General features: G+C 27.6%; 15 protein-coding genes and 1 other RNA gene. 13 read left to right on the top strand and 3 right to left on the bottom strand.

Annotation, left to right across the window (positions count from 1 at the left end; all coding sequences use genetic code 4):
- Positions 1-17 precede the first annotated feature (17 nt).
- On the top strand, positions 18-2669 hold the full coding sequence (locus SPLAT_RS02295) for an HAD-IC family P-type ATPase (RefSeq protein ID WP_168104790.1): 2652 nt from the start codon (positions 18-20) through the stop codon (positions 2667-2669).
- A gap of 42 nt (positions 2670-2711) precedes the next feature.
- Here the strand turns inward: SPLAT_RS02295 and SPLAT_RS02290 are convergent, their stop codons facing one another.
- Together SPLAT_RS02290 and SPLAT_RS02285 are read right to left on the bottom strand one after the other, a co-directional pair.
- Positions 2712-6728 carry an ABC transporter permease gene (locus SPLAT_RS02290; RefSeq protein WP_168104789.1) on the bottom strand — a complete coding sequence of 1339 codons (4017 nt, stop codon included), beginning with the start codon at positions 6726-6728 and terminating at the stop codon, positions 2712-2714.
- Between the two features lie 42 nt (positions 6729-6770).
- On the bottom strand, positions 6771-7574 hold the full coding sequence (locus SPLAT_RS02285) for a hypothetical protein (RefSeq protein ID WP_168104788.1): 804 nt from the start codon (positions 7572-7574) through the stop codon (positions 6771-6773).
- A gap of 183 nt (positions 7575-7757) precedes the next feature.
- On the opposite strand from SPLAT_RS02285, the gene SPLAT_RS02280 reads away from it, so the two are divergent.
- From SPLAT_RS02280 to SPLAT_RS02260, 5 genes are all read left to right on the top strand, one after another.
- Complete coding sequence (locus tag SPLAT_RS02280) at positions 7758-10733, top strand: AAA family ATPase (RefSeq protein ID WP_168104787.1); 2976 nt, start codon at positions 7758-7760, stop codon at positions 10731-10733.
- Positions 10734-10758: 25 nt separating this feature from the next.
- Positions 10759-11418: a hypothetical protein gene (locus tag SPLAT_RS02275; protein ID WP_168104786.1), complete on the top strand. Its 660-nt coding sequence runs from the start codon at positions 10759-10761 to the stop codon at positions 11416-11418.
- Between the two features lie 36 nt (positions 11419-11454).
- Complete coding sequence (cmk, locus tag SPLAT_RS02270) at positions 11455-12123, top strand: (d)CMP kinase (protein ID WP_168104785.1); 669 nt, start codon at positions 11455-11457, stop codon at positions 12121-12123.
- A 2-nt stretch (positions 12124-12125) separates the two neighbouring features.
- Entirely contained in the window at positions 12126-13457 is a 1332-nt protein-coding gene (gene der / locus SPLAT_RS02265; RefSeq protein WP_168104784.1) for a ribosome biogenesis GTPase Der, read from the top strand.
- A gap of 124 nt (positions 13458-13581) precedes the next feature.
- Complete coding sequence (locus tag SPLAT_RS02260; protein ID WP_168104783.1) at positions 13582-13851, top strand: HU family DNA-binding protein; 270 nt, start codon at positions 13582-13584, stop codon at positions 13849-13851.
- On the opposite strand, the gene SPLAT_RS02255 is transcribed toward SPLAT_RS02260, so the two are convergent.
- On the bottom strand, positions 13852-14313 hold the full coding sequence (locus SPLAT_RS02255) for a Holliday junction resolvase RecU (RefSeq protein WP_168104782.1): 462 nt from the start codon (positions 14311-14313) through the stop codon (positions 13852-13854).
- A 65-nt stretch (positions 14314-14378) separates the two neighbouring features.
- Between SPLAT_RS02255 and SPLAT_RS02250 the strand changes: the two genes are divergently transcribed.
- The 7 genes from SPLAT_RS02250 (at position 14379) to ffh (ending at position 21116) form a co-directional block, all read left to right on the top strand.
- Positions 14379-14708: a DivIVA domain-containing protein gene (locus SPLAT_RS02250; RefSeq protein ID WP_168104781.1), complete on the top strand. Its 330-nt coding sequence runs from the start codon at positions 14379-14381 to the stop codon at positions 14706-14708.
- Between the two features lie 30 nt (positions 14709-14738).
- An RNA gene (rnpB, locus tag SPLAT_RS02245) (RNase P RNA component class B) lies at positions 14739-15125 on the top strand.
- 72 nt (positions 15126-15197) lie between these two features.
- The gene (locus SPLAT_RS02240) at positions 15198-15677 is read left to right on the top strand and encodes a CinA family protein (protein WP_168104780.1); all 480 of its coding nucleotides are present in this window, start codon (positions 15198-15200) and stop codon (positions 15675-15677) included.
- Positions 15678-15710: 33 nt separating this feature from the next.
- Positions 15711-16688 carry a recombinase RecA gene (recA, locus tag SPLAT_RS02235; RefSeq protein WP_168104779.1) on the top strand — a complete coding sequence of 326 codons (978 nt, stop codon included), beginning with the start codon at positions 15711-15713 and terminating at the stop codon, positions 16686-16688.
- Positions 16689-16843: 155 nt separating this feature from the next.
- Positions 16844-18403, top strand: coding sequence for a ribonuclease Y (rny, locus tag SPLAT_RS02230; RefSeq protein WP_168104778.1), 1560 nt, complete (start codon positions 16844-16846; stop codon positions 18401-18403).
- A gap of 105 nt (positions 18404-18508) precedes the next feature.
- Positions 18509-19570 (top strand): DUF4238 domain-containing protein, encoded by a 1062-nt coding sequence (locus tag SPLAT_RS02225; RefSeq protein WP_168104777.1) that lies wholly within the window; start codon positions 18509-18511, stop codon positions 19568-19570.
- A 184-nt stretch (positions 19571-19754) separates the two neighbouring features.
- Positions 19755-21116: a signal recognition particle protein gene (ffh, locus tag SPLAT_RS02220; RefSeq protein WP_168104776.1), complete on the top strand. Its 1362-nt coding sequence runs from the start codon at positions 19755-19757 to the stop codon at positions 21114-21116.

Raw genomic sequence — 21116 nt, 5'->3', positions numbered from 1 at the left:
AATTTAGGAGTAACTAAATGAAAAAACGAAAAATTAAAGATGATAGTTTCAAATATAGTGAAGCAAATAAAGTTAAAAAACTTGCTAATTCTAGTTTACAATCTTTATCAAAAAATCTTAATTCAAAAATTGGAATTAAAAATGAAAGAAGAGAGCAACAAGTTAAAAAATTTGGAACCAATCAAATGTCAGTTAAAAAGTTTAACTACTTTAAGAAATTTTTTGAAGTTTTGGTTGAACCTTTTAATTTATTATTATGAGTAGTAGCATTAACTGAATTTTTTATTTATTTATTTAATGGTCAAAGAGCAATTGATTTAGTTTCATCACTTGTGGTACTTTTTATGATTATTTTAGCAGGTTGTGTGGACTATATTCAAGAACTTAAAGCCTATCAATTGAATGACAAATTAAGAGTTTTGGTTTCAGACAATTTTTTTATTTTAAATCAAGAAATTGAAGATATTAGTACTTTTAACTTTATTGAAGCAAGTAAGAGTTTAATTCAAATTAATCAGAATAACTTAGTAGTTGGCGATGTTATTTCTTTAAAGCATGGAGATTTAGTTCCTGCTGATGCAAGAATTATTTGACAAAATAATTTGCTTGTTGATCAATCAACCTTAACAGGCGAAAGTGATCCAGTTGAGAAAATTGTTAGTAATAAGAAAAAGAAAATTGTTGAATATCAAAATATTTTATTTGCACAAACAATTATTACTTCAGGTAAGTGTTACGCTGTAATAATTAATACTGGTGATAAAAATTATTCACAATCAATTTTAACTATGGCTGAACAAATTGAAACTCAGTCTGATTTTACTGAAGGAATTAATAAAATAACTAAGTTATTAGTAATTTCAATTTTAGTGATAATTCCTTTTATTTTTGTTGCTAGTGGTTTAAGAACTACTAATTGATTAGAAGCATTAATTTTTACTTTATCAATTGTTGTTTCTTTAACTCCAGAAACTTTGCCTGCTGTTATTTCTTCTAATTTAAAAATTGGTAGTAAAAAATTAGTTAAAGAGCATGTTATTGTTAAGAATATTGATGTAATTCAAAATATGGGAAGTGTTAATATTTTATGTACTGATAAGACAGGAACATTAACTGTTGATGAAATTGAAGTTACTGATGTGGTTGATATTAATGGTAAAACTTCAGAATGTGTTGCAAAATGTGCATATATTAATGCTTTTTTTGAAAGAAATTTAACTAATAAAATTGATGAAGCTATTTATAAAAAATTTAGTCATCAATTTGATGCTCATTCAATTAAATTAATTAATGAAGTGCAATTTGATCATGAAACAAAAATTAGTAGTGTTTTGATTAAAGAAGGTAATGTTAGCAAACAAATTACTAAAGGTTCAGTTACTGAAATGTTAAATATTATCTCAAAAGTTGTGATTGATGATCAGATATTTGCTTTAGATGAGAATTTTAAAAGCAAAATAAATAAATTAATTAGTAATTTAAATACAAAAGGTTTTCGAGTAATTATTGTTGCTTCAAAGCAGACAAGTGAGATTGTTCATAATGATTTAATTTTTGAAGGGATTATTTCATTTGAAGATAAATTGAAACCAGATATTAAAGATGTTCTTAAAGTAATTTATGAGTCTGGGATTGATTTAAAAATTTTGACAGGTGATTCTTTGGAGGTTTCTCAAATTATTGCTAAAAAATTAGTCATGCGTCAAGAAGAAAGTTTAATTGGTCAAAATTTAGCGCTTAATAATCAAACAAAACTCTATCAACAACTTATTGCTGCTAATATTTTTGCTAAATTGTCACCGTTTGAAAAAGTAAAAATTATTGAAACTTTAAAAACTAATAACGTTGTAGCATTTTTAGGTGACGGTGTGAATGATGCTGGTGCTTTAAAATTAGCAGATGTTGGGATTTCAGTTAACACTGGTACACCAATTGCGAAGTATGCTGCTGATGTAATTTTGTTAAAAAAAGATTTAGATGTTTTAGAGCAGGCTTTTATTAAAGGTAGAAAAATATTTTATAATGCGCTTAAATATATTAAACTAACTGTTGCATCAAATTTTGGGTTGATTTTGACTTTATTAATTGGTTCAATTTGATTTGATTTTGCAGCAATGGCACCAATTCATTTGTTGATGCAGAATTTAACTTTTGACTTAGCTAACTTATTATTTGTGATTGATCGCGTTGATGATCAAGCAATTAAGAAGCCACTAAAATGAAATATTAAGTCGATATTTCCTTTTGTGCTTGTTAATAGTATTTTAATGTCAATTATCAGTATCACTAACTTTTTAGTTATTGGTTATGGGTTTGATTTCTTTAACCTTATTAATCAAGGAACAAAACGCGATTTATATGTTACACAATTTCAGACAATGTTCTTTATTGAGTCAATGATTAGTCATATTTTCTTTATCTTCTTTGCAAGAACAGCTAGAGTTTCAATTATTGAATCACGACCATCATTTGTTTTCTTTTTTGGTATGTTAAGTTTTCTATTAGTTCCATTTTTATTTACTTTTATTAGCCCAATAGCAAATGTCTTTGATTTAGCTAAACCACCATTACTATGGTTAGCAGTGCTGCCAGGGTTGATTGCTCTTAATTGGATTTTAGTTGAATCAGCCAAAGCGATTATGGTGAAGAAATTAAATATTTGAATTTAAAAAAAATGGTCAAATTAATTTGACCATTTTTTTAATTAGTAGTTAATTAGTTTCATTCATAACTTGTAGGATTCTAATTCGTTTCATTGCGTATCATTCAATCAGATAAGTAATAACATAAATTCCAAGAACAATGAGACCAACAACGAATGGAATTCATCAAGCAAATAAGAATGGCAGTACCCAGGTTGTATGATAGGCTAAGTAGTTGACAATGTATTGGACAATGAATAAACCAACGGGGAATCCAATTAAGAACATTGTTGCAATTAGTGGTAGATACATCCCAATAACAATATTAGTAATTTTGGCATCACTATATCCTAAGGTTTTCATTGTTACAATAATCTTCCTATTTTCATAAATAACTAAATTGCTTGTTATCAGAATGATAAAGAAAGAGATGACTAGTGAAAAGATGATGAAGAATAAGAGAATGGTGTTGACTAGTTGAGTGATTTGCGATAGTAGTTGCTGATGAACATATAATGGTAGTAGATTAGTTACAGTTCCTTGACCATAGCCTTTGTAAGTTACATTGCCATCTTTACCACCATTCATTCCTAAAGCGCTATAATCACCATAATCTTGCGAGATTGAGAATGTTTGAGTTGTATCTACTAAATCACTTGCATTAGACAATTTAAAGTTAAATAATGGGAATTCGTTATTAAAGAGAATTTTTAAAGGATTGTTTTCAGCAATATTATTTTTAAATTCTTCATAAGAAAGATTACGTAATTGATTAAAATCGATATTGCTAATTGTGCCTTTTTCTTGTCATTCATGTTTAAAAATTTCATATAACGATCTTTGAGCACCTGGTTTTTCTGTACCATCTTCATCTTTATAATCAACAAAACGTAATAATTGATCAGCATGAGATTTAGAAATATATGCATTAGGTTGTCCATAACCATTGTATACACCTGCGACTTTAAATTTATGTCAAGGTTTATTATCGTGATCAATAACAACATTTCCTTGTGCAACTTCTTTTAACATGCTTGTTGCATTATTTCCACTATTACCATAGGCACCATCACTGGTAGTAGGAATTTGATTATAGGAAACATTTTGATTTAAAAGTGTTGCATTATTTTCAGTTTCGGGAATGGGGTTATTATTAATTTTTTCAAAATTAATTTCTTCAGGATTAATCTCTGTATAATCTGAACCGTTTTTTACTTTCATAATATTGCCATTTGTTGCCATATAGAAGTTTTCATTATTTTTCAAATTTAATTGTTTAGCAATTGTTTGATTAATAACAATATTTATAGCTCCATCGGTATTAGTTCTTTCTAAACTAGAATTTAAAGTATTACCATTTGTATCATATAGTTGCATAAGTGAAGCATGACCTAACTGTCTTTCATTTTGTAGACCATAAACTTTCATTGGATACTGTTTATCATTAAATTTAATGTCAGGAAGACCAACAAAATAAGTACCTAATTCATCAGTTTGTTTGTCAAATGGAATAACATTAAAACTAACATTAAATTGACTATTAGGATCTTCAAATGCTTTGGCAATATTTTGTTTGATAAAGTAAGGAGATTTAGTATAAGTTCCTTGTGCAATTGCTTGGCCAAGACGATTATAAAACATTGAATAGAATCAAATCATTGTTTTTCTGATTCATTGGTCTTTCATATCATCATTTTTTGGAGTTGGATTATTTAATAATTCAGCTTCATTTTCTAAATGGAAGGGATATTTGCGATCACGTTTATCAAAGTTAAAGTTATTTAATTCTGTTGTAAAATTAGGTTGATCTGCTTTTCAAGCACTTGTATTTTTTACAAAATCAGTAAATTTTGATGTATCAATTTCTATTGGATCAACATCACTGACAACTTTTGGATTTAAATTCATATTTATTGTTGAACGATAATTATTATAGAAAGTTCTTAGTGTTTGATAGTTTTCTAAACTATATAAGTCACTTGCTGTTGTATTATTAGCAATGTTATAGCTAGCATTTGCTTCTGGTCAAGCTAACATAACAATAATAGGAATAAACATTGGATCACCATTACTTTGATCTAAAGCAGATAGCAAACTTTTTGTCATCATTTTTCCATGAAAATAAGTTAAACCATTTAATGATAAGGTTAGTAGTGAAGATGGATCTTTTGGATCAGGAGCAATTGGTGCATAAGCTTCAGCATTAATATTATTATCTAAAACTTCGGCAATATATTCATCGCTCGTTCATCTTTCTGGATGTTTGTAATAATCTGTATCTTCATTGTAAATATCTGTTACATAATTTCAAGGTTTAATTTCAGTGTTTCCTTCATTTTGATAAGGAATATTATTAGGGTTATAAGTTTTATAGAATGTATAAGGAGAATTATAAGTTGGGTTAACATATTCTGTTAGTGATTTATAATTCATTCCTGTATAACTAACTCTTTGGTTGTCACTCATGATTTTGGGTCCAATAATGGCAGTTGTCATTAAAGTTGTTCCTAAAAACATTGTTAGTGAAACTGCTGCCATTTTGCCAATTGAAGATGTAAATAATGCTAATCTAAATCTAGTAAGAAATGATCGATGAACACTAGTTTTTTTAACAAATTTAGTAAATTTTGAGTCTCTCGTTCTAGAAATATTATTAATTAAATCAATTGGTTTTTTAATTACTATTAAAGCACTAATAATTCAAGCAATTAGTGATAGCAAACCAAAAGTTAAAATTAAACAATAAAGATAACCTAAACCATCAAAGATAAAACTGCCAAAGTTTAAATTAAAATAATTAGCAAAAGCGTTGACTACTAAAATTTGTAATCCTGACGCAGGAAAGAAAACTAAGAAAGTTCCAATTAATGCAGCCATCATTGGGTAAGCTAAGGAAGTAATTAAAATCTTTCAATTTGAGTAACCTAATGATTTTAAAATTCCAATTTGTGGTTTGGTGTTGTCAATATTTTTAAAAGTAATCAAAATAACAGTGATACCAGTAATTACTAAAACAATTAGTAATAAAGCGATTAGTAAAGTGATAAACCCACTTGTAGTATTTGGTAGAGTAGCAGTTCTATTATTAAAACGATAATTACTATCACCAAGTGCATAAACTAGTTTTGCTGAAGAATCACTAATACTAACATAACGTGCTCTAAAAAAGTCAACAACATCATCAAGATCTTTTTCTTTTGTTATTCACTTACCAACGTAATAAATCTCAACATCGTTATTAGAAGAACGTGTAATCGTTTCGTCTCCTGTATTGTAATATCATAAAATATTGTTATCAATATTAGTTAGTGGAGTTAAACCAAATTGTTCAGGACTAACATATAATATTCCTTCTCTAGTTTTATTTGGTAGTGGAGTTGTTTGATCAATAATTGGGGTAATAAAATCAGCTGAATTACCATAACCAACAATTTCTAGTCAGTTGAAGGGACTATATTCAGGATCATTAATATTATAGTTTACTTTTAAAGATGCACCTAATCGATCTTCTTGAACTCGAATGACATCTCCAATTGCTAAATTATTTTTTTCAGCAAATTCTTTATTAATTACTGTTTGTTTATTAATTGGTGTAATAATATTAGGATTTTCTCCAATATTGTAGCCATGACTAATAACTAATTTATCAATTCTTGCATATTGATTGTAAGCAATCAACTTTAAAATTCTGGGATCATTATTATTGTTGATTTGTTGTGTTCTTGCTTCAATTCGATCTCAAATGAATTTATTACTATCAGCATTGGCAATTTCATTTAAATATAATTGTTCGTCTTCTAGTGAACCACTATTATCAGGAGGATTGCTTGGTGGAGAAGGAGGAGCTGGAGCATTTGTTGATTTCACAGTATTATAAGGGTCAAAAACAAAATCATGAATATTAGATTGTTCTTGAGAAATCAAAGCATGATATTCATTATTTACACGAGCAACACTGGTTTGCATTAATGAAAAAATGGTTGAAGAAAGCAAAACTAGAATTGCTAGACCAATTAATTGGATTTTATTTCGTAATGCTTGTTTGAAAGCATTTTTGAATAATAAGGGCATTTTTTTCTTTTTCATATTTTATCCTTTCTTATCTTTTTCTTTTTAAGTAAGGATTTTTTATTCTGTTATACTGATTTTTCAGCCATTGATGAAAATTTTTTGAGTTTTAATAATATTTTTGCAAAGCAAATTATTGCAGCCAATTAGAAAAAGAATTCAATTATTTTTAACAATTTTTTGACTTTTTTCATTAGGATTAGTTAAGTTCATTTCTTTAGTGTTTTTTAAATTTTCAAAATTTCATAAAGTAGTAATTGCTTCTGTTTTACTATAAAGATTAAAAATCTTTTTTTGGTTGAAATAAAAATTATCATTTTGCTTACAAATTAAAATTCTATAGCTATTCAAAATTAAATATTTAGTGATCAATAAGGCTTGATTACCAACTTTAAAACTCATAAAACAGAAGGTGCTATAAAACATGATAATTCAAATAAAGTGATTATTACTTGAAAATACGATATTTTGAAATTGTCAAGAAACAAATAATAGTTGTGAAGCAATAATAGTAATTAAAATAATAAATTTGATATTAAATAAGTTATTTCAAATTTTAATTTTTTCATTGCTTTTAATTAAAAAACTGAAACAAATGATTATATGTAAAGGTAAAATTAACCCAAAAGCAACATTTGTAATCAAATTAGTTTTTTGATTTAAAAATAAAATTATGAACTGGAAAATAATAATTGTAAGTTTTTCTAAAGTTAAATTATTTGCTTCACTATTGTTAATTTTTTTGTTTCGTTTTGCAACAGAATCATTAAAATAAAATTTAATTTTAGTACTTAATATTAAAATAGTTAAAGGCAAAATTAGCAAAGCAATAAATTGTGTTAAATTGTTTAATGAAGTTATCATTTCAGTCACCAGTTAATTTTACTTTTTTAATTGTGGAATATAATTTTCTTAATTTTAACATATTCTTTTCTTTTAGAATACTTTTAGGTAGACTAAACAGTTAAAAAAATAATTACGATAGCAGTTTTAATTAATGATTCATGTTAGAATATAAACAAATTAATTAAATAGGTGATAAAAAATATGGCTTTTTTAAAAAGAATTGAAGCACATGGTTTTAAATCATTTGCCGATGATTTAAAAATAGAATTTAACACTAATATTGTTGGTATTGTTGGTCCCAATGGTAGTGGGAAATCAAATATTAATGATGCAATTCGTTGAGTTTTAGGTGAACAATCAGTTAAATCACTGCGTGGTGAAAAAGTTGATGATATTATTTTTAATGGTGCCCAAGGTAAAGCACCATTAAATATGGCGCAAGTTACTTTAGTTTTTGATAATTCAACTAAAATTTTTAATTCGCCTTTTAATGAAATTCAAATTACAAGAAAAGTTTATCGTAATAGTTCAGAAAATGAATATTATATCAATAAGTCACGTGTACGATTAAAGGATGTACAAAATTTAGTTATGGATACAGGATTAAGTAAGGGTTCTTTAGCTATTATTAGTCAAGGGAATGTTTCTAAATTTGCTGATTCTAAACCAGAAGAAAGAAGACAATTATTTGAAGAAGCAGCTGGAGTTGCTAAGTATAAGAAAAGAAAAGAAGAAAGTTTGCGTAAGTTAGAAAGAACAAATGAAAATCTAACAAGAGTTAGTGATATTGTTAGTGAAATTTCAAGAAAAATTGAACCACTTGCAAAACAGGCAGAAAAAGCAAAAAATTACATTCAAATTCGTGATACTTTGAAAAAATATGAGATTACATTGTTAGTAAAAGATGGTGCAATTGCCCAAGAAGAATTAGCAATTCTTTCAAACAATATTACAAAAAATGATGAAATTAAAACATCATTAAAATTAAAAATTTCTAATCACGAACAAAAATTAAAATTTTTAAAAAATAAAAGCTATGATTTAGATAAGAACATTAATAGTTTAGAAATGAATCTTTCTAATGTGAATACTTTATTAAATATTCTTGATCAACAAAAGAAAGCACTGGAACTAAAAGCAAAAGAAACAAACACAAAAGATCAGAGCTTATCAGAAATTGCTAAGTTAGAACAAGATATTCAAGAACTATTAAATGAAATTAGTCATAAAAAAACAATTCAAACACAAGAAACTGACACTTTAAAGCAATTAGATTCAAAGTTAGAAGAATTGAATTTGCAGAAAAGTGATTTAATATTGTCACAAAATAATTTGCATCATACTTTAGGAAAAAAGAAAGCTAGTCTAGACTTTTTTGCTTTGAATCAAGAAAAGCAAATGCAAAAAAATTTAGGTGTCCAAACAGTATTAAATAATCGTCAGAGTTTATATGGTGTTGTTGATGTTATTGCTAACTTAATTGAAGTACCAGAACTCTATCATCAATCTATTAGTGTTGTGTTAGGAAGAAACTTAAATAATATTGTTACAAAAACTGATAAGGATGCTGCTAAAGCAGTTAAGTTCTTAAAAGAAAATCGTGCTGGGATTGCAACTTTTCTACCATTAAATACTATTCAAGTCAGAAGAGCAAGCCAAGAAGATGCAATTGTTGTTAATAGTCAAACAGGATTTATTGCTTTTGCGAATAATCTAGTTAAGGTTAAGGATGCTAATAATCAAACAGCCGTTGATTTTCTTTTAGGAAGAACAATTGTTTGTGAAAATTTAGCTAATGCCCAAGTTATTTCTAAATTAATTGCTGCTAAGTATCAATGTATCACTTTAGATGGTCAATTAATTAAAGCTGGGGGCGCAATTGTTGGTGGTTTTCAAAATCAAAATAACAATAGCAATTTATTAAAAAAAGACTACAACTTAGAAGAAATTAATGCTGAAATTAAATTATTGGATGAAGAATTAATTAATCTTAATGTCCAAATTGATGGTTTTCAAAATGAAATTAATAGTATTCAGTCTCAAATTGCTAAAGCAGAACTGACAGCTAATAAATTAAATTATGAAATTGTTGATTTAGAAAATGAATCGCAATTACTTTCAACACAGTATCAAAATCTAACAGGTAAAAAAATTATTTTAGAAAATAATGAAGAATTAAATGATATTTTTGCGCAATATAAAGCTAATAAGCATCATCAAGAAACATTTAACTTACAATTGCAACAACTTCGTAAAGAAAAGCATGAAAGTTTAAATGAAATGCAAACTTTAGAAAATGAAGTTTATGTATTTCATCAAGAAGACTACACAGTAACAAATACTTTAAATAATGATCGTCTCCAACAAGTTCAACTAGAAAATAAAGTTGAACAAATTTTTAAACGTTTAGTTGAAACTTATCATTTAACTTTTGATCGTGCCAAAGAATTGTATAGCAAGCCATTAGAAAATGAAGAAGAAGCAAGAAGTTTAGTTTTAAAATTACGTAATGATTTAGAAGATTTAGGCTTTGTCAACATCAATGCGATTGAAGAGTTTGAAAATGAAAATGAACGTTATTTAAGATTAAAAAATAAGCATGATGAACTAGCAGCAGCTTTAAAAGAATTGTTACAAGGGATTGATGAAATGGATAAGATTATGGTTGAGCAGTTTGATGAAACAATCAAACAAATTAATCAAGTATTACCAGAGACTTTCCGTATTTTGTTTGGTGGCGGAAATTGTCAATTAAGATACAATCAACCTGATAATATTTTAGAAACAGGAATCGAAGTTTTAGCTAACCCACCAGGTAAAAAAATTAGTAATCTAAACTTACTATCAGGAGGGGAAAAATCTTTAGTTGCACTAGCAGTTTTGTTTGCAATTTTAAAAGTGAAGCCGCTACCGCTAACAATTTTAGATGAAGTAGAAGCGCCATTGGATCCTGCTAACTTAGAGCGTTTTGCAAGATATGTCCGTACTTTTTCGCAAACAACGCAATTTATTATTGTTACTCATCGTCCTGGAACAATGGAAAATTGTGATGTTTTATATGGAACAACAATGGAAAATCAAGGGGTAACAAAAATGGTGACAATTAAGTTGTCAGATGCGAAAAATAAATTTGTTGCTGACAACAGCACGCAATCTCTAACAGCTAGTTTAAATTAGAAATAAGAAAGTATTAGGTGCAAAGATGACAAGAATTGATAAGTATCAGCCGGTAAGAAATCAAATTACTAAAGACATTCAAGAGAATGCTTTGATTTGAGAACAAGAAAAAAAGATTGAACAATATGAAAATCAACTTCTAAAATTAAATAAGGAATATTTTGCGCCGATTATCAAAAATGTGAATGATCATTTAAAATTACTTAATTTAGACAATATAGCTGCAAAAAATAATTTTGAATATTTAGAAACAAAAGATAAGTATTTGTTGATTAAAATTTTATCTGACATCAATAATGTTTTTGAATCTTATCAACCAAACAGTGAAAGTTATGAAAGAGATAAAGAAAAGTTAGTTGACTATCCTTTAGAGTATGCAACTTTAATTGAGAGCATGAATCAAAAGATAGTTGAATTTGAAAAGAATTTAGAAAGTAAAATGAGTAGCATCAATGCATTTGTAAAATCTTTAGAAAAGAAGTATCAAAAAGATAATAATTCACAAGAATTTGAAAAAAGTATCAAAGAAATTAAAATTAATAACAATAAATTGCAAGATGATTTTCAACAATTAAAAGTTAAGGGTAAAAATAGTTACAAAATTAGTTTTGTCTTTTTTGCAACAATTATTGTGAGCTTGGTTCTTATTGTTGTATTATTAGTTTTATTGGTAATGTTGAAGTAAGCATTTAAATTACTAATATCAGAACGGAGAAAAATAATGAGTTCAAAAATAAATATTGCCATTGATGGTCCTGCAGCTTCAGGAAAAAGTGCAGCAGCACAATTACTAGCAAAGGAAATTGATTATATTTTTGTTGATACAGGAATTATCTACCGTAGTTTTACTTTATTTTGTTTAGCAAATAATTTTAACTTACAAGATCAAACGCTTTTATTATCTGCTTTAAATACTTTTGAGATTAAATGAACAAATAATCATTTTTTATTTAACAATCAACCAATTACTGATGAAATTTATAGTTCAACAGTAACAAAAAGTGTGCCAATTATTGCTGCCATCCCAGAAATTAGAGCAGAGTTTGTCAAGAAAATTCAAGAGATAGTTAGTCCAAAAGGTTATATTGTTGTTGGTCGAGACATCACTAGTGTTGTTTTGCCAGATGCAGAATTAAAGGTTTTTTTAACTTCTTCTTTGCAAGCAAGAAGTATCCGTCGTTGAAAACAGTATCTTTCTGAAGGGATTGATATAACTCAAGATCGTGTCTATCAAGATATGCTTAATCGTGATCAAGGTGATGAAAATCGTAATGTTGGACAACTAACAATTGTTTCAGATGCGATTGTTTTAGATAATAGTGATTATGATTTGCAAACTACAGTAAAAAAACTTTTAGAGATTTTTTTAAAGTATAGAGAAGAGCACTAATTATGAAAGATTTAGCAAAAGTTGTTATTGTTGGAAAACCTAATGTTGGTAAGTCATCACTATTTAATCGAATTACCCAAAAAAGAACAGCAATTACAACCGATACACCCCAAACAACAAGAGATCGAATTTATGGTACTGCACAGTGGCTAACAAAAGAATTTGTTGTTATTGATACAGGAGGAATTAGTTTTGCTAAGGTTGATTTTCAAACTGAGATAAATAGCCAAGCAAATATTGCTCTTAATGAAGCTGATGTGGTTATTTTTCTATGTTCGTATCAAGAAGGTCTAACAGTTGAAGATGAAGAAATAGCAAAATTGTTGTATAAAATTAAAAAGCCAATTATTATTGCTGCTAACAAATATGATCAAGTTGATAATAGTGATTTAGTGGCTGATTTTTTAGCTTTAGGATTTGGTTGACCAATTTTAATTTCTGCTAGTCATGGGATTGGAATTGGTGAGTTGTTAGATCAAGTTATTTTAAAGTTGGGCGATAAAACAGCTACTGAGCTTGCTCAAATAACTAATTTAGCAGTGATTGGCCGACCAAATGTTGGTAAGTCAAGTTTAGTTAATGCGATATTAGCTCAAAATCGTGTAATTGTGTCACCAATTGCAGGGACAACAACTGATGCAGTTGATACTTATTTTCAACATAATAAGCAAAAATATTGTTTAATTGATACAGCAGGAATTAGAAGAAAAGGTAAAGTTACTGAGAATATTGAAAAATATAGTGCGATGAGAACAGTAGATGCAGTTAAACGAAGTGATGTTATTTTGTTTTTAATAGATGCAAGTGAAGGCATTATTGAACAAGACCTAACAGTGGCAGGAATTGCTAAGAATTTGGATAAGCCAGTAATTATTGTTGTCAATAAATGAGATTTAGTTAAAAATGATGAACAGGCAATGATTGAATTCACTAAAAAGATTAAGGCAAAATTTAAGTACTTAGATTATGCTTTAGTTACTTTTTTATCAGCTTTAAAGAAGACAAGAATTAGCAACTTATTTAAGACAATCCAAATTGTCTTGACAAATATGGAAATTAGAATCAAAACTAGTGCTTTAAATGAAGTACTTAACAAAGCACAATTAGTTAATCAAGCACCAAATTTTAATGGTGGAAGATTAAAAATTTATTATGCAACGCAAGTTGAAACCAGTCCACCAACTTTTATTTTGATGGTTAATAATAAAAAGTATTGTCATTTTTCTTATCAAAGATTTTTAATTAATCAGATTCGTGATAATTTTGCTTTTCAAGGTGTACCGCTTAAAATTCTTTTTCGTAACCGTAAATCTTTGTATAAAGAAGAAAAATAAAATAGAATTATTTTTTCAACAATATTTTTAGTAATAAATAGTTTCTTTTCGTTTATATGATAGAATAACATTACAAACTAAAGAATTTTAGATTGTAAAAAATGTTAAGATAGGAGAGTTTCTGATGACAAAGAAAGAATTAGTTAGTTTAGTGTCAAAAGATACTAATATTTCGGCTAAACAAACTGCTGAAGTTCTTGATAGCTTCTTTGATGTATTTATGAAGAATGTTTCTAAAGAAAGAATTCACTTGCCAATTGGTACTTTTACAGTTTCTAACCGTAAGGCAAGAACTGGACGTAATCCACAAAATGGAAAACCAATTAACATTCCTGCTTCAAAAGCCTTAAAATTTAAGGTTAGCAAAAATGTTAAAGAAGAGTTAAATAAATAATTAAAGAATTTTTATAAAATCTAATAAAAATGGGCTGATGAGTTGAATTTCATACCCATTTTTCTTTATTCATTCAAAAGTGATTGTTAGTTTTCCTTGTTTTAATGGCAGTAGTTCTTTGATGAAAACTAAATAATATTTTTCATAGATAGTAAAATAAATGATGATGAAACTAATAGCTTGTTGTTTGTAGGCTAACAGTAGAAAATTTCATTGGTGGAGTTTGATGTTTTTTCAAGGTAGAATTGTTTGTTCAGTTGTTTTTGCTTCAAAACAAAGATATTTTCCTTGATAGACACCATGATAGTCAACAGTACTTTGGTTTAAAAAGTAATATTTTCCCTGATTGATAATAATTTTAGGACAGCTTTTGAAGATTAGTGCTTTTCTTTCATTATTATAAAATTCAATAGTATAATTAATAATAGATTCTAAATACATACCACGATTTTGAAAAAACATTTTTTCACCTCAAGGTATATTTAGCTTAAAAAAAGAAAAATCCTTTATTTTCGGAGTTGATGATTATGAATGTTAAGAATATTAATATTAAGCAAGAAATCCTTGATAAGGAATTTACTGTTGAATACAAAGGTTATAATGCTTCAGAAGTTGATCAATTTTTGGATTGACTAACAGTTTACTTTGAATTATTAGAAAAAGAACTTAAAAAAATAAAAGAACAATTATCATTGGAACAAACAAATAATAAAAAGCTTGTGCGTGAATTTTCAAAATTAAAAGAAAGTTACTCTTTACTAAAAGAACAAAAGATGGCTTTAGAAGCTAAAGGTGTTGAAAACGTTGATATCATCACAAGATTAAGTAAATTAGAAACTATTGTCAATGAAGATTAATAGTGGTATAATTTAACCCTAAAAAGAATAAAGAATGAGCTAATTGCTGCAAATGCCAATTTGTAGAGGAAAGTCCACGCTCACACTTTCTGAAATGAAAGTAAGGTTTGTGTTAAAGGAAAAAATAACTTTAAGTAGTTTTTTCAAACTAACGGCTGACAAAAACCTAAGTCTTAAATAAGTGAAATTACTTAAGATAAGGTTCTAGTCTGTAAAAGTGCCATAGAGACGAGTGTTAAGGAAACTTAACAAGTGGAACGCGGTAAACCCCACAAGTGAGAAACCCAAATTTTGGTAGGGGAATTTATTTTCTGAAAAAGAACAGAAAATAAAATTGGTTGGTTAGTTTAGTTATTAACTAGCTGATAGATAAATAATTAGCACTTGCTTTGCAAGTACAGAACGTGGCTTATGATTTTTTTATTCTTTTTTTTATTTTGTCTTTTTTAATGTTTTATAATTTAAATATTAGTTAGTAAAGGGTTAAACATGGAAGCAGTAGTTAGTTTATTAAAAGAATTAAATTATACAATTAGTAGCTGTGAGAGTTTGACAGGTGGTTTATTTAGTAAGACAATTACTGATGTTCCAGGAGCTTCGCAAGTATTTAAAGGATCAATAGTTGCTTATAGTAATCAAGCAAAAATTGATGTTGTTAGCATAAACGCAGAAGTTTTTAATAAATATGGTGCAGTTAGTAAAGAGTGTGCTTTAGCAATGGCACAAAATGTCAGAGCAATATTTAAAACTGATGTTGCTGTTAGTTTTACTGGTAACGCAGGACCAAATGCAAGTGAAAATAAACCGGTAGGGTTGATTTATATCGCATTGGTTTTTGAAAAATTTTTTATCATTGAAGAATTAAGTTTATCAGGAACTAGAGAAGAAATTCGTAATGAAGTAGTCAAACAAGCACAAGCAATATTAGCAGCAAATTTAATAAGAATAAAAAAGGAATCATCAAAGTAAATTGTTTAATTAATTTATGAGGTGATTTTTTTCATGAAAAATATTAGTAGTACACGCGAAGAAAATTTAAAAAATACTGTCAGAGAAATTGAAACTGCGTTTGGTAAGGGTTCAATTATGATTTTTAATGATGCAACATTTAATGAAGTTCAAGTAACTAGTTCTGGTAGTATTTTATTAGATCAAGCATTAGGAATTAGGGGTTTTCCTCATGGTAGAATTATTGAAATTTATGGTCCTGAATCAACTGGTAAAACAACTTTAGCATTAATGGCTTTAGCACAAGCACAAAAAACTAATCAGAAAGTTGCATTTATTGATGCAGAGCATGCTTTAGATGCACAGTATTGTCAAAAATTAGGAATTAATTTAGATGAATTTTTATTATCGCAACCAGATTCAGGAGAGCAAGCATTAGAGATTTTAGAAATGTTGATTAAGTCTCAAGCAGTAGCAATGGTCGTTGTTGATTCTGTTGCAGCTTTAGTTCCTGAGATAGAATTAAATGGTGAGATTACTGATCAAGTTATGGGCGCACAAGCACGATTGATGTCTAAAGCTTTGAGAAGACTGTCACCAGTTATTGCTAAAAATAATTGTTCAGTTATTTTTATTAATCAAGTTAGACAAAAAATTGGTGTTGTTTACGGGAGTGCAGAAGTAACTCCAGGTGGTAAGGCATTAAAGTTTTATAGTTCAATTCGTTTAGATGTTAGAAAAGGTGAACAAATAATTGTTAATCAAGAAGTTGTTGGTCATAAAATTAAAGTGAAGGTTGTCAAGAATAAACTAGCACCACCATATAAAATTGCAATTGTTGATTTTTATTTTCATTCTGGCATTTCGGTTGTTAGTGAAATGATTGATTTGGCTGTTGAAAAGAAAATTATCAGTAAATCTGGGACATGATATAGTTATGAAGATATTAAATTAGGCCAAGGTAAAGAAAATGTTAGACAGTATTTAGAAAACAATTCCAGTGTCTTAGAGAAAATTAAATTGGCAATTTAATTTCAAGAAAAATATTGCTTTTATGTTAAAATAAAATCATGGTATATCCATAAAATAATTTTATTAAACAAATATTTTAAAATTTTAATTTAATTTAAGAGAAATTTAATAACGTGCTGTTTTTCTATTTTTAGAAAAGGAGTTTTATGAAGTTTATGAACATTAATTTTGCTGAATTATCAAGTGGAAGCTGATTATTAATTTCATTAATGATCATAATTGCAATTTTATCTGGTATTGGTATTGGTTTTTTAATTCGTAAATTAATTTTCTTAAAGAAAGAAAACAATAGTTTAGAAAAAGTCAAAAAGAATGAGACAAGAGCACAAAAAATCATTCAAGTAGCCAAGGCAGATGCAAAAATTGAAGTTAGTCGCTTAAAAAATGAAGCATTACAGGAAATAGAAGCAAGAAAAAAACAAGGCTTAGAATATGAAAATCTTTTAAGCAAAAGAGAAAAGAAATTATTAGAACGAGAAGATCATTTAGAATCAAAAATACAAGATTTATACCAAAGAAAAGAAGCACTTAATAATCTTAAATTAGAATATCAACAAAAAATTGATCAAGAAATTATTGAATTAGAGAAAATATCAGGTATAAGTCAAGCAGAAGCAAAGAAACAATTAATTATTAAAGTAGAAGCTAATTTAAAATTAGAACTAAATAAAATTGTTAAGAACAGCGAATATAATGCCAAAATTAAGGCAAAAGAAATTGCTAATACTATCGTTGCTGATGCAATTGAAAGATATGCATCTAATTTTATTGTTGATAAATCGGTTTCTTATATCAAATTACCTAATGAAGAGATGAAAGGTCGAATCATTGGTAAGGAAGGTAGAAACATCAAATCTTTTGAATTAGTTGCTGGTGTGGATGTTATTATTGATGATACTCCAGAAACAATTCAAGTTTCTTCTTTCAATCCAATTAGACGTGAAATTGCAACAAGAGCATTAGAAGATTTAATTAAGGATGGTAGAATTCATCCAGTTAGAATTGAAGAAAGTTTAAAATTCCATGAGCAAGAAATTAATGAGAATTTTAAAATTGATGGTCAAAACATTATCGATGAGTTAAAACTTGTTGATATCAATCCTGAATTAGTATCTTATCTTGGCAGATTAAAATATCGTACTAGTTACGGACAAAATGTTTTAATTCATTCTTTTGAAGTAGCAAAAATATCAGGTTTAATTGCAGCAGAGTTAGGACTAGATGTCCAGTTAGCTAAACGTGCTGGGCTCTTCCATGATATTGGAAAAGCAGCAGATTATGAATTAGAAGGTTCACATGTTACTAATGGTGTGCTTCTAGCAAAAAAATATGGTGAAGGTGATATTGTGATTAATGCAATTCATTCGCACCATGGTGATGTGCCAAAAGATAATATTTATTCTGGTATTGTTTCAGCAGCAGATACTTTATCTGCTGCAAGACCAGGTGCAAGAAATAATTCTTTAGAAGCATTTATCACTAGAATCAAAGAGATTGAAGATTTATGTACTTCAATTAAAGGTGTTGAAAAAGCTTATGCTGTGCAAGCAGGAAGACAAATTCGTGTTATGGTTGATCCAAAAGTGATTAACGATTATGATGCAAAAGTTTTAGCAAAAGACATCAAAGAACGTTTAGAAAAATTTATTACAATTCCTGGTGACATTCATATCACAGTAATTAGAGAACTAAGAGCAACTGAGTTGATTACTTAGTTTAAAAAAACACTTTTGATTAAGTGTTTTTTTCTTGATTATTTAAATATAGTTAGTTATGCTATTCAAGCAGCAAAAGTTGCAAAAATAAAAGTTAGGTGAATCATGTCATATACAGTTAATCAACATTTTCTTCCACAATTTATGATTAAAAAATGAATTACTATAAATAATACTTATAAAGTTTATAGTAAGTTAAATAATTCATTTTCTGATATTTCATTAAAAAATAAAGCAAAAGATGTTTTTTCAGAAAATGAGTTTTATGAACATAAAAATTATTTATCAAATGAAATTGAAAATAAATTATCTGAAATGGAAAGAGAAATTGCAAATGTTTTTAATAAAATAATAAAATCATCAGAATCATATAAATCACTTCATTTAAGTAGAAAAGACTTAAAATTAATTAGATTATTTTATGTCTTACAAATGGTTCGTTCTAAAAGTATTATTATTAGAACTAATAATTTAGATGGTGATTATTTATTTAATGCCATAAATAAAAATAAAAACAGCGAAGAAATAAAAAATGAATTAATTTCTGAAATTAACTTTTTGTATAACAAGATTTTTAAATTAATTATTAAAAATGAATTAATTAATTGATCTGAATTAGAACAAATGCCTCTATGAACCGCAGGATATTCATATTTTCAAATAAGTAATTCTAAATTTCTAAATTTTTGTAAAATACCCAAAGATTTTAATACAAGTTTTGTAATAACAGATTTGTCTGCAGTTCAGATGGTAGATTCAAGTACAGCAGTTTCTATTGTAGAATTTATGCCTATATCTCCTGATATAGCTATAATTTTTGTTACTACATTGCCTGCTATTGCAAATTTTGAAAGAAAAAAATTAGATAACATTGCAAAACAGCTTTATAATAATGGTTTTAAAAAAGCACAAGAAAATTTTGGCTATTTACTTTTAAATAGAAATATTAGAAATAAGTATCAAAAGAAAGGTTTTAAAAGTTATGAAGATATATTTATATACCAGTTTATTAATTTGGATTCAGAAGAAACTGTTAGTACCATTAATGCATTAATGTTTTCTCAAGGATTAGACAATATTTTATGTAAATCAGAAAAAGACATTGAACAATTAAAAATTCAACGTGAAGAAAAAAATATTTCTATAATTGAAGAAGCAAATAGGTAGTTACCCTTTTACTTAATTAAAAATGATTTTTGATAAAAGAAATATAGTATAACCTTTTAATCGGTTATATTTCTTAAATGTTTCTTATGCTCCAAAAAAATTACTCAATCTATATTGCTTGCAAATTTGGTAGTTAAACTTAAAAATGATATAATATATAGGAACTTTATTAAGAGGTGAAAAAATGAGTTTTGCTGACATTATGGCAAAAAAAATGCAAAAAACATTAGAAAAAAATATTAACAAAAAAACTTTGACATCTGAAAATATTGAAGCTTTTCTAAAAGACTTAAGAGTTATTCTTTTAGAATCAGATGTTAGTTTTAAAGTGGTCAAAGATTTAATTAATCAAATTAGAGCAAAAGCACTTGGTGAGTATGTTAAAGAAGGATTAGATCAACAACAAATGTTGATGAAGATCATTCATGAAGAATTTTCTAACATTATGGGTGCTAAGAATATTGATTTGAATTTATCAAGTAAGCCTGCTGTTGTGATGGTTGCTGGATTGCAAGGTTCAGGTAAGACGACTACAGTTGCAAAATTAGCAAATCATATCATTGAAAAATTACATAAAAGTGTTTTATTAGTTGCTGGTGATACTTATCGTTTAGCTGCTGTAGATCAATTAAAAACTTTGGGAAAACAATTAAATATTGAAGTTTATCATGAAGAAAATCAAAAGCCGCAACAAATTGCGATTAATGCTAAAAAATATGCGCAAGAAAAAGGAATTGATGTTGTTCTAGTTGATACTGCAGGTAGATTACATATTGATGAAGCATTGATGACTGAACTAACAGAAATGCAAAATGCTATTAGTCCAGATGATGTTTTATTAGTGATTGATGGTATGGCTGGTCAAGAAATGGTGAACATTGCTCAAACATTTATGGAAAAAATTAATGTTCGAGGTTTTATCATTACCAAAATGGATGGTTCTGCTAAAGGTGGGATTGCCCTTTCATTAAGTTATTTAACAAAACTACCAATTAAGTTTTTAGGAATGGGAGAAAAAGTTAGAGACTTAGAAATCTTCTATCCAAAAAGAATGGCAGATCGTATTCTTGGGATGGGTGACATTGAAACGTTAATTGAAAAAGCTCAATCAAATTTCAGTGAACGTGATGTTAAAGATACAATGGATCGTATGATGCTTGGACAATTTGACTTGAATGACTTATTGAATCAGATGAAACAAGTTAAAAATATGGGGAAACTTGGTTCTTTAGCAAAAATGGTTCCTGGTCTTGCAGCAAAAGTTAGTGATAGCAAGATTAGTGAAGCAGAAAATGATGTTGCAATTGCTGAGATTATTATCAGTTCAACAACAGTACAAGAAAGAAAAAAACCTCAATTATTAAGATATCCAACAAGAAAGAATCGTATTTTAAAGGGTTCAGGAAGAACCGAAAAAGAATTAAATAAATTACTATCACAGTATGAAAAAACTAAAAAGGTGATGGATCGTATTGCAGGTCAAGTGAAGGCAGGACAAATGCCTGATTTTCCTGGATTAGACAACTTATTAAACTTACAAAAATAA

This window comes from Spiroplasma platyhelix PALS-1 (genome assembly GCF_021496725.1).
Classification (GTDB): domain Bacteria; phylum Bacillota_I; class Bacilli_A; order Mycoplasmatales; family VBWQ01; genus Spiroplasma_D; species Spiroplasma_D platyhelix.
Note: the sequence above shows the minus strand (reverse complement) of the source record. Positions and strands in the feature narration are given on the sequence as shown.